General features: G+C 58.5%; 8 protein-coding genes. 3 read left to right on the top strand and 5 right to left on the bottom strand.

Features of this window, described 5'->3' with window-relative positions; genetic code table 11:
* A partial coding sequence (locus BG35_RS14075) for an ArnT family glycosyltransferase (RefSeq protein ID WP_373276960.1) occupies positions 1-579 on the bottom strand: 579 nt, incomplete at its 3' end.
* A 293-nt stretch (positions 580-872) separates the two neighbouring features.
* On the opposite strand from BG35_RS14075, the gene BG35_RS0103190 reads away from it, so the two are divergent.
* Together BG35_RS0103190 and BG35_RS0103185 are read left to right on the top strand one after the other, a co-directional pair.
* Positions 873-1,331, top strand: coding sequence for a hypothetical protein (locus BG35_RS0103190; protein ID WP_025781670.1), 459 nt, complete (start codon positions 873-875; stop codon positions 1,329-1,331).
* 11 nt (positions 1,332-1,342) lie between these two features.
* Entirely contained in the window at positions 1,343-1,783 is a 441-nt protein-coding gene (locus tag BG35_RS0103185; protein ID WP_025781669.1) for a GtrA family protein, read from the top strand.
* A 631-nt stretch (positions 1,784-2,414) separates the two neighbouring features.
* Here BG35_RS0103185 and BG35_RS0103180 read toward each other — a convergent pair.
* Positions 2,415-3,524, bottom strand: a complete 1,110-nt coding sequence (locus BG35_RS0103180; protein WP_025781668.1) for an AAA family ATPase — start codon at positions 3,522-3,524, stop codon at positions 2,415-2,417.
* 362 nt (positions 3,525-3,886) lie between these two features.
* On the opposite strand from BG35_RS0103180, the gene BG35_RS0103170 reads away from it, so the two are divergent.
* Complete coding sequence (locus tag BG35_RS0103170; protein ID WP_025781666.1) at positions 3,887-5,545, top strand: ArnT family glycosyltransferase; 1,659 nt, start codon at positions 3,887-3,889, stop codon at positions 5,543-5,545.
* On the opposite strand, the gene BG35_RS0103165 is transcribed toward BG35_RS0103170, so the two are convergent.
* The 3 genes from BG35_RS0103165 to BG35_RS0103155 form a co-directional block, all read right to left on the bottom strand.
* Positions 5,530-7,602: an ArnT family glycosyltransferase gene (locus BG35_RS0103165; RefSeq protein WP_161632517.1), complete on the bottom strand. Its 2,073-nt coding sequence runs from the start codon at positions 7,600-7,602 to the stop codon at positions 5,530-5,532. The genes BG35_RS0103170 and BG35_RS0103165 overlap by 16 nt on opposite strands.
* A 256-nt stretch (positions 7,603-7,858) precedes the next feature.
* Positions 7,859-9,769 (bottom strand): ArnT family glycosyltransferase, encoded by a 1,911-nt coding sequence (locus BG35_RS0103160; RefSeq protein ID WP_080687998.1) that lies wholly within the window; start codon positions 9,767-9,769, stop codon positions 7,859-7,861.
* A 61-nt stretch (positions 9,770-9,830) separates the two neighbouring features.
* The coding region (locus tag BG35_RS0103155; RefSeq protein WP_025781663.1) for a flavodoxin domain-containing protein at positions 9,831-10,099 on the bottom strand (269 nt) is incomplete at its 5' end.

Here is a 10,099-nt window from a genome sequence, read left to right as displayed (position 1 = left end):
AGCGATGCTCTTCCACACCCAGATCAGAGTGGGCAGGGCACCGCAGGCCAGACCAAGCCAGAGCCATGGGCTCATCAGAATCTTGCGACCCCGGGCCTGCTTGAGGAGCCAGGGCATCAGCCCCACCAGGGGCAACAAAGCCAGAGCGCTACGCAGAAATATGGTCAAGGCAAACAGAACGCCTACGAACCAGAGCCGCCAGCGGTAGAACTTTGCTGAAGACCGTGCAGGTTTCACCAACTCCTGCAGAAGCAGCAAGACCCCACCCAGGAAAAAACTGATATACGCCATATCAGGGCTAATTGTACGACTGTAGACCGCCCAAAGATATGATGTTCCCAGAATGAGGCTGGCCATGGCGCCAGCACGACGGCTCAGAATCAGGGAGCCAATCCCATAAACAAGCCAGGCGGAGAGTAAAGCCAGCAAGACAAAAGGAAATCTGGCGGCAATATCGCTAACACCAAAAAGCCTCATTGATAGGGCCACAATCCAATAGTGGCCTGGCGTTTTGTGGTGTGCCTGAGAAAACGGCGTCCATGGTTCATACTGATCAAGGAAGAGACGGGCTCGCCCCATATACAAGCCTTCATCCCAGGGGAGAAGACTTTGCTGACTGGCGTCAAAGAAGTTCCAGAGAAGCAGGGGTAAAAGTAACAAAGGCGTAAACGGCAGTAGCTGCTGGAAGCGCCTGTTGTGCATGGGACCTGGATTGGTTCTCTTGCGCCACAATAGCTATGAAATTGCTCAATTCTGGCATCAAAGGGATGATGACGGAATAACTTCCACTTTTATCCGACCGGTAAGACTGCCTGATCACCAGGCATTGGTCAGGTGGTTTTCCCTGTGGAGAGCAAGATGCCTTCCTGGCCATGCCGGAGCGGGATCGCTTTGTGCGAGGCATGGCGGCCTGGACCGGTTTTCGTCAGGAGCCCGTACTGTACGACCGGCAGGCCCGCCTTGCCGGGGAGACCAGCTACACCATGAAGAAGATGGTCTCCCTCGCCGTCTCCGCCATATTCTCCTTTTCCATCGTGCTCCTGCGGGTGGCCACGTGGGTGGGCACGTGGGTGGGCCTCACGGCCTCCGGCTTGTCTGTGGCGGCCGTTATCTACGCCCTGGTGGTGCGGCTGTTCACGGAGGAATGGGGGAGGGGCTGGGCGCTGTTGCTCATCGGCGTCATGTTCCTCGGTGGGGTCCAGCTTACGGTGCTGGGGATCTTTCGCGAGTACCTGGGGCGGATCTACCGTGAGGTGAAGGGTCGTCCCCTGTATCTGGTGCGGGAGCGGCTTGGCTTTCCAGCAGACAACACCACCATGTCCGGGAAATAGAGGCCCAAGGCATGGGGAAAGCCGTTGTCCGGGATCAGGTGGTGTCGCTCCTGGGGAGGTTCACAGGTGGCCTGGCAGCCAGGCCCGTCATCAGCTTTGCTCTGGTGAGGCTCTCGGGGACGGTCGTTCACTCCAACCTCTTCCTGATCCTCAGAGCTTGGGGCTGGAGCTTTCTCCGCAGCCAGAGTGTGGCCGTTGCTGCGGGGGCCAGTTCCAACTACTGGGGCAACAATCGCCTTGCCTTCCGCTCCCGCCGTCTGCGGGGCAAGGCGTTGTTCCTTGACCTGATCAAGTTCCTGCTGGTGTACTCCCCCGGCCTTGTTGCCAATATCCTCCACCTACGCCAACACGAGCCGCCAGGGGCTGGGGATCGGGGCGCTGGCGGCTGGCATTGTGGTGGACTTCATCTGGAAGTACACGGCATCCTCCCGCTTTGCATGGAAGGCCTTTGACTGAAGGGCACCTCGAAAAACCGGACGACCTCCCCTAGGGGGTCGCATGGATGGGCAGGCTTGTTCAGGCAAGGGGGGCGAATTTTCAGGTGTCCTTAGCTTTTAAGCTTGCGATACTCAATGCACGCTTTCTGCAAAGAAGGGGGTGCCGGCTCACGGAGCCTTTGAGTACGGTGACACATATTGTATAGATTCTCTGCATGTATTTTGCAATCGCTTTCCTTATTTAGCTTAGGATAAACTGTGGACTCATCGACGTTGTTATTATCAAGATACGCAAGCCAAGTTTCAATGTTTCTGCGGGGGATGATGTGAAGTACATTAGGATCTTCCTTGTGGTCTCTCGGTGGAATATCTTGCTCCCTACACGCTTTTGCTAACTCCTTATGGCGATTGTCAAGTGTGCCCGTATCGGCATCAATGACAACGATCAGATATGCATTTCTCCTGTTACGTATAGCCTCCAATTGCTTAGGGTACTGTTTCCTGACCCATTGTTCCCCCGAACCGCTTCTGGCAGGAAGGGGAAGAGTTGTGATGTCACGCCCCTTGAAGTTCCGGTGCTTCAAGAAGTTACGCACGAAGGAGTTGGTCTGCTTGTCCTCGCAGAGCAGAATGATCTTGACGCCACTCATCCCTCCCACCCTCGCCCCACCATCTCGGAGAGAGAGAGTCCGTCGACCACCTGCTCGGGCTCTGATCTCACCCGCACAGGGCTGATGCCGCCGTCCCTGTAGAACCATCTGCCGTCTGCTCCTGCCATGTAATCAATAGTAACCGGATGATGAGAGACGATCACTGCCTGCGCCAACGTGTCGCCACACTGCTCACCAATTTTCACAAGGAAGGGTTGAACTTCCCGCAGAGCAAGATAATTGTCTGGTTCGTCAAGAAACAGCAACGCTTGATTGGGAGACAAGTGGATAAGACTGTACAGTGCCACCAGTAACCTTTGCCCATCGGAGAGCTCATCCAGGCGGAAAAGTATTGCCTTGCGATCTTCGTCGCCGCCGCGAAAACGAATCTTCATGGTCCGAGTGTTCTCTCCAGATTCAATTAAGTTAATTGAATCAAATCCTGGCATTGCTTCTCGCAGATCCCCGAATAACGTTAAAATGCCACCCATGTTTTCCTGTGAAAAATGGCGATACCAACTGACGAAATTTTTCATATGCCAACCAAGAAAGTCATCCTCGTTTCTTGCCTCACTCTGGAAAAGCAGAGGACATGGGGTCACAATGACGAATCTGGCGATGGCGCGTTTGAATTCCGTCAATTTTCCATTATCAGGTCTTGCGTCCAGACCGCCAACACCTGAACGGGACCAATCGAAGCGATACATGGGTCCTTCGGTATAATCATCGTGATAAAGCTGGGCATTGCTGTCCGTAGAGTCAAAAATGGGTCGATCATTATGAGTAAGCAGTTCTTTGATAATCTTCATGCGGCGGCGATTACGATCATGCTCAACGACCAGTGCATAGTGGTAGATGTTGTCCTGAATCGTCAAATTGAGTTCGAAGCGCTGTTCATTGCGACTTTGCCACCGGGTCAGATCTTCCGTTGACATCACCTCGTCGATTCTTGCGCTGCGGGCAATCAGTTGCTGAAGAACAGACAATGCCCTCAGAACCGATGTTTTGCCGCTGCCGTTGGGACCCAGCAGAACGTTGGTCTCGTCCAGTTCCAACTCGAAGTTGACCAGGCACGAAAAATTGTCGATATAGATTCTTTTCAACATGGCTCAACTCCGAATGCAGCCCGCCAAAAACAGGGGGCTTATCCTGCAGCCGGATCGTTGGCTCGGAATGTGCGCAACCATGGCAGTCCCACTTGGAACGGGAAGTAACCTACCCTATCACCGTCCAGGGGACGCTGAGAATGGCCAGCAGCGCCCCCTGGACGGACGGGCCTTGATCTCCAGATCGTCCATTGCCGTGGGGTACCGGTTCCCGTATCAGCCGCAACAACAGGAGATGGCCCAACGTCTTCATCGGGACCAGGTTCCTGCGTTGGCGGCCCCATGGTTTGGCCCCTTGATGACTTGATGCAACTGGGTTCAGCCCCCTCTTAGCGTAGGGCTCACCTGCCCTTCAGGAACAGATGCTTCTCCACCGGCCTCGACCCTGGGTTGTGCCGTTGCTGCTCTGGCTCTTGACCTGTGTGCTGTGGCTCCCCTGGCTGGGCAACGTTCCATTGCGGGACTGGGACGAGGCCGGCATTGCCCGCACAGCCCTGGAGTTTGCCCAGGCGGTGGACCTGAATGGCCTGTTGCCCACGCGCTGGGGGGAGCCCTACTTGAACAAGCCCCCAGGTCTCCACCTGTTGGTTGCCCTGGCCATTCGTCTGGGAGGAACTTACGAAGCGGTGTTGCGCCTGGCGCCGGCAATGTTGAGCACCGCAGCCATTCCCCTGGTGGTGCTGATCCAGCGGGAGCTGGCGTTTCAATCTCGGCAATCCAGCCCACAGCTTCGAGGACCCGTTGCTGACGAGGGTCTGGCCACGGGGCTGATCCTGATGACCACCTTGCCCATGGCCCGCCATGGCCGCCTGCTGATGCTGGATGGGGCCATGATTTCCGCCACGCTACTGCTCTGGTGGGGGCTGCTGTTGCTCCAGAAGCAACCCCGCCGGGGCGCCGGCCTGGCCGGTTTGGCCTGTAGCGCCCTGTTGCTCCTCAAGCCACCGGCAGCCATGGCGTTTCTGGTGCTGGGCCTGGCGGCAACACTCCTGGCAACCCTGCCCATGAACGGGCAACGCCAGGGAAAGTCTCTCCTTCAGCAGTGGCGTTGCAGTTGGCGCGCCATGGTTTTCCGGGGTCTGCTGGGCTGTTTGCCGGGGTTGGCCTGGCATGGCTGGCATCTCTACAGCCGGGGCGACGGGGCGCTGCTGATGTGGGGCCGTCAAGGATTCGGCCGTTTGGTGGAGGCGCTTGAAGGCCATGACCAGGGCTTGTCTGTCCCTGCCTTCGAGATCTTGAAGGGAGGCTGGCCGTGGCTCCTGCTGTTGCCCCTGGGGTTGCAGTTGGCCTGGCGCCAGCGGCGGCAGCCGGCAGGTCGGTGGCGGCTCGGCATTCTGGCGGGTTGCCTGGGGGTGGTGCTGTCCCTCAAGACCCAACTCCCCTGGTATAGCCATATCCTCTGGCCCCCACTGGCCTGTGTGGAAGGCCCGGCCCTGGCGCGGCTGTGGCGGGAGCGCCGTACGGGACAACTGGGAATCCCTCTGCTGTTGCTCGGCTTGGCGCTGCTTGTGGCCACGGTTCTACAGGCATTGGCCATTGTCCATGGCCTGCCCCTTTGGCCCCTTCTGAGTGCTGGCGTCGCCTTCGCCACCGCGGCGATTGTGCTGCTCAGGGGCTTCTCGGTGCGCTGGGCGCTGGGGATGCTGGTGGCGGGTTGGTGGGTGGCGCTGCTCTGCTTCTGGGCCACCCCCCTATGGCTCTGGGAGCTGAACGAAGCCTGGCCCACCCGTGCCGTGGGCCACTTGGTGGGCACACTACCTCCTGAGGAGCCGGTGTTCATCCAGGGCCCGGGACGCCCATCCCTTTCCTGGTATGGAGAGCGCTTGATTCCACCCAGACCTGCTCAGGCACAACGTCCTCACCACTTGGTGGCTCCCGGTGAGCAACCCTTGGCCGGTTGTCAAGTCCGGGCGGTCTTCCCTCCTCCGCCTCAACCTGGCCAACAGGAGCCCGTCAGCTTGCAGTGGTGTGGCCCGGAGGGCCGGACATCCCACAGACAAGCGCCTCAAAGGTTCCCCTGAACCTGCTCCACAGCCCTTGGCCATGAGGCGCCCAAGGCAGGCAGGCGGGTAAGATCGCCACCCCCCACGGCCGCCAGTTCACCCACGGTCTTGAGCAGGGGCTCCTCCTGGAAGCGGGGATGGGCATGGGCCACTCGTCGGGCCGCCCATGGTTTCCAGTCAATGAGCAGCACCGCGGCGCGATAGGTTGTTGGCCAGGGATTCTCAGGCAGAACGGCCTCCAGTTGGGCGAGCCAGTGATCCGCCGCTCCGGCGTCCTGGCGCAAGATATTGAGGGCCGCCAGGCTCCAGAGGGCATCCGTGGCCTGGGGGTGTTGAGCGAGGCGCCGGTTGGCCCAGGCTTCCACCTGTTGCTGATAGAGAAAATGGCCGTCCAACTGATGGTTTGGGCCGATCTGCTCCATGAACCGGGCCAGGCCCGGGGGACCCCCGCCCAGCCCCTGGGCCAGAGCGACAAACTGCCGGGCAAAAGGTTGCCCCCGTGTCGCATCAGACCGACGCCGCCAAAGCTCCACAACCCGCCCCTGGCTCCAGGGCCATTGCCGCACCTTCTGAAAACGGCCGTCCTTGCGGATGCCATGGCTCAGTTGACGGGCATCTTCCCGGTGGCGCCCCTGGTCGCCCGTGGCCACCGCCACCCATTCCGCCTGATCCAGCACCAGGGGATGATGGGCCTCCCCCAGGCTGCGGGCCAACAACTGCCCGCCGTTCAATCTGCCGTAATAGGTTCCGGTGTGCTCGTTGAGATCGGGGCCGTCCGGTTCCAGCGCCATCACCAGAGTGGTGGGGGCGTGGCCAGTGTGCTGATGCAGGAACGTCATCAGGCTGACCACAGGGGGTTCCCCTGATGCCCTGTGAATGGCGGTGACACGCCCCACGGCGGTGCTGCCTGTGGCCAGCAACAGGGCGGCAGTCACGGCAGCCCAAGCTCTCCAGGAACCAAGCCACCGCTGCAGAGCCGAGATGAGGACCAGCCAACCCAGACCGAGCCAGAGGATCAGCAGGGGCAGGACCGGGGCGATGTAGCGGGAATCCTTGTTGGGACTCATGGTGGTGAGGAGCCAACCGCTGACGGCGCAGCCCAGCAACCAACCCCAGCCTGCCGGCAGCGCAATCCTTAGGGACTGTCCCCTCCGCAGGTGACGCCCCAGGCCAAGCGCCAGACCCGCCACGGCTCCTAGACAAGGGAGGGCACCCAACTGCTGCCACCAGAGTCGCGGGTAATACAGCAGGCTGGCCAGGGAAAATACTGGTGGGTCCCCCTCGGATCTGGCAGAGTCCACCACCGCCCGATGGGTGCCGCCGATGGCGGTGATCCAGTTCTGGTGCAGCCAGGGCAGGATCAAGGCCAGCACCAGAGCCATCCCCGCCAGGAGTTGCAGCCGCCGGCGGTGTTGGCCAATGCCGGTCACCACGGCCCAGAGAGTGGGAGCCGCAAGAACCAGAATGGCGCTTTGCTTCACCAATAGCGCCGCCGCCAGCCCCAACGCAGCCAGGAGGGCCTGAACCCAACGGCCGCCGTGGGGCGCGGGTCGTTGCCAGCGCCAGAGTTGCCACAGGGCTGCGGTGGTGACTGCAGTGAGGGCAAGATCCAGGGTGAAATTCACTCGCAGGGAGATCAGCCCCGGGCTGAGCGCAGCCAGAATCAACGCCAGAATCGCCAGGCGGGGGGAATGGAGTTGCCGCGCCCAGCCATCCAGCGCCAGCAGCAGCAAGCCATGCCAGATGGCCAAGGCCCAGCTTGCCTGATCCGGCAATTCACCCGCCACTGCCATCACCACGCCGTGGACCAGGGAGGCCAGGGGCGGAATCTTGGGTGACAGCAGGAGAAAATCCCGCCAGCCGGACCACTCGCCACCGGGGAGCAATCCGAGCGCACGGCCATGGTCCACCGCGCTATTCAGATAGTCAGCCTGATCCCAGGCAGGCGCCGCCTGATCCGCCGCCAACCAGGCCCGGTCCGCCGCTGTGGCCATCAACCAGATCAGCAGCAGCGGCAACCAGCGCCGTAACCAGCAGAGGGCGCCCCGCCCCATGCCAGGATGAGTGCTGATCATCAGCCTTCTCCCGTGGCCAGTGAGTCCATGAAGCATCTGTTCTTGAAGGCGAAGGCTGTATCTCGAAAATGGTAGAGATTGAAGGGTGCGTAATCACCGCGTCACTCAAAACAACCGCTCAAAACAACCAAGTGGCGAGTGGCGCCGTCAAGGAGAGCACGCCATGGCGGAGGCTACAGCAGGGAGACGGCTGTCCCTGGTTGCTTGCGGGGAGGGGGACTTGCAAGGCGCCTACAGGATCCCTGTCAGGCGTGGATCATTCATGGCGTTGCACATGAATCAGCACAATCCCATGATCTTGGGCAAGAATACGATAAGGGAAATCCAGCTCTGTCAAGTCAGGTTCGTAAATCCAGGCCAGGGGACCTCCCTGGTCCTTGAATTCATCAAATGATGCCCAGGACTGGCCCATAATTGGACTATAGGCTCTAAGTAGAGTGGTCATCCTGCTGACTCTACCATTTTTCACCAGATCCACAGGGGCTGTTGATAGCGTGTTTTGGAGGTCAGGTTGCCTGAGAAATGCTTTTACTTCAGGAGAATAGTTGCCCACAAAACCAAGATGAACTGTACCAAGAATCACCAGATAACCACCAAGGATATGACAGGTGATCCATGGTTTCAAGCTTTGTTGAAGGCTTCTACGTGGCCAGTAGATTATCAAACCTGCCAACAGCCATACGCTGCTCAGCAAAGTCAAGACTACATATAGTCTTCTCATATCAACGAGTGTCATATTAATATCTTTAACTGTTGGCAAACCATCGCTCAAGCAAAATGCCAGGATTATGCAGGCCAGGAAGAAGTGTACTAAGACAATACGCCGTAAAGACTGCCACCCCATGCCATTGCTTCTCCCAGGAAGGGCTTTATTAGCGGAGGAGCTGGTGGTTCCTGCTAAACGATACTCCAGATCTGCGGCAATCATCAGGGCCGCAAACGGGTAGATTGGTAGTGCATAATGTTTGTGCTGAGAGGATGTGAAGGCAAGCAGTAGCAGTATGATCGCAGGCGTTGCGAAGAGGAGCCAGCGCCGATGAAAACCATGGGTTTGCCCCACGGCTTCCTTCCCCCACAGGTTGGGGCTGGTGACGGCAAAAGGGAGCAGGGGTGACCAGGGGATAGTATGCAAGAAGAAGATGGAACCGAAATAATAGAAAAAGCTGCTGAAGGGGAAGCCTGTTTCTCCTCCCGTCACTTTTTTCCAAGGGAAGTTTAGTGGCTCCATAAATCCTGCAATTCCATAGGCAGCGATGCTCTTCCACACCCAGATCAGCGTTGGCAGAGCACCGCAGGCCAGGCCAAGCCAGAGCCACGGGCTCATCAGAATCTTGCGACCCCGGGCCTGCTTGAGGAGCCAGGGCATCAGCCCCACCAGGGGCAACAAAGCCAGAGCGCTACGCAGAAATACGGTCAAGGCAAACAGAACGCCTACAAAATAGAGCCGCCAGCGGCAGAACTTTGCTGAAGACCGTGCAGGTTTCACCAACTCTTGCAGAAGCAGCAAGACCCCACCCAGGAAAAGACTGATATACGCCATGTTGGGGCTGATCGTACGGCTGTGGACTGCCCAAAGATATGATGTTCCCAGAATGAGGCTGGCCATGGCGCCAGCGCGACGGCTCAGAATCAGGGAGCCAATCCCATAAACAAGCCAGGCAGAGAGTAAAGCCAGCAAGATAAAAGGAAATCTGGCGGCAATATCGCTAACACCGAAAAGCCCCATTGATAGGGCCACAATCCAATAGTGGCCTGGTGTTTTGTGGTGTGCCTGGGAAAACGGCGTCCATGGTTCATGCTGATCAAGGAAGAGACGGGCTCGCTCCATATACAAGCCTTCATCCCAGGGAAGAAGACTTTGTTGACTGGCGTCAAAGAAGTTCCAGAGAAGTAGGGGTAAAAGTAACAAAGGCGTAAACGGCAGTAGCTGCTGGAGGCGCCTGTTGTGCATGGGACCTGGATGGTTCTCTTGCGCCACAGTAGCTATGAAATTGCCCAATTCTGGCATCGAAGGGGTGATGACGGAATAATTTCCACTTTTACCCGACCGGTGAGACTGCCTGATCACCAGGCATTGGTCAGGTGGTTTTCCCCTGGGGGAAGCAAACGGATCAATCAACAGAACGCCCACCCTCGGAAGAGGATGAGCGTTCTGTGTGCAGGCCATGGAACAAACTTACCCCAATCCGGAAATCAAGACTGGAGCGTGGCCTAGAGAGCGCTTGACCTCACAGTCCCGGAATCTCCTGTTTGAGCTGTTCGGCCCACTTGGCGAGGCGATCATCCGTCATGTCGGATTCGCTGTCCTCGTCAAGGGCCAAGCCACAGAACTGTTCTCCCACTACGCTTTTGGACTCTTCAAACGTATAGTCACTTTTGTCCACATAACCCACCATCGTGGCGCCGGCCTGCTTGAAGAAGCTGTGCAGTTCCTCCATGGCGTCGCAGAAGTTGTCTGTATAACTCCCGGAATCCCCCAGACCGAAGACCGCCACGG

It is taken from the genome of Candidatus Synechococcus spongiarum SH4 (assembly GCF_000586015.1).
Lineage (GTDB): Bacteria > Cyanobacteriota > Cyanobacteriia > PCC-6307 > Cyanobiaceae > Synechococcus_B > Synechococcus_B spongiarum_F.
This window is presented reverse-complemented; position numbering and strand designations above follow the sequence as displayed.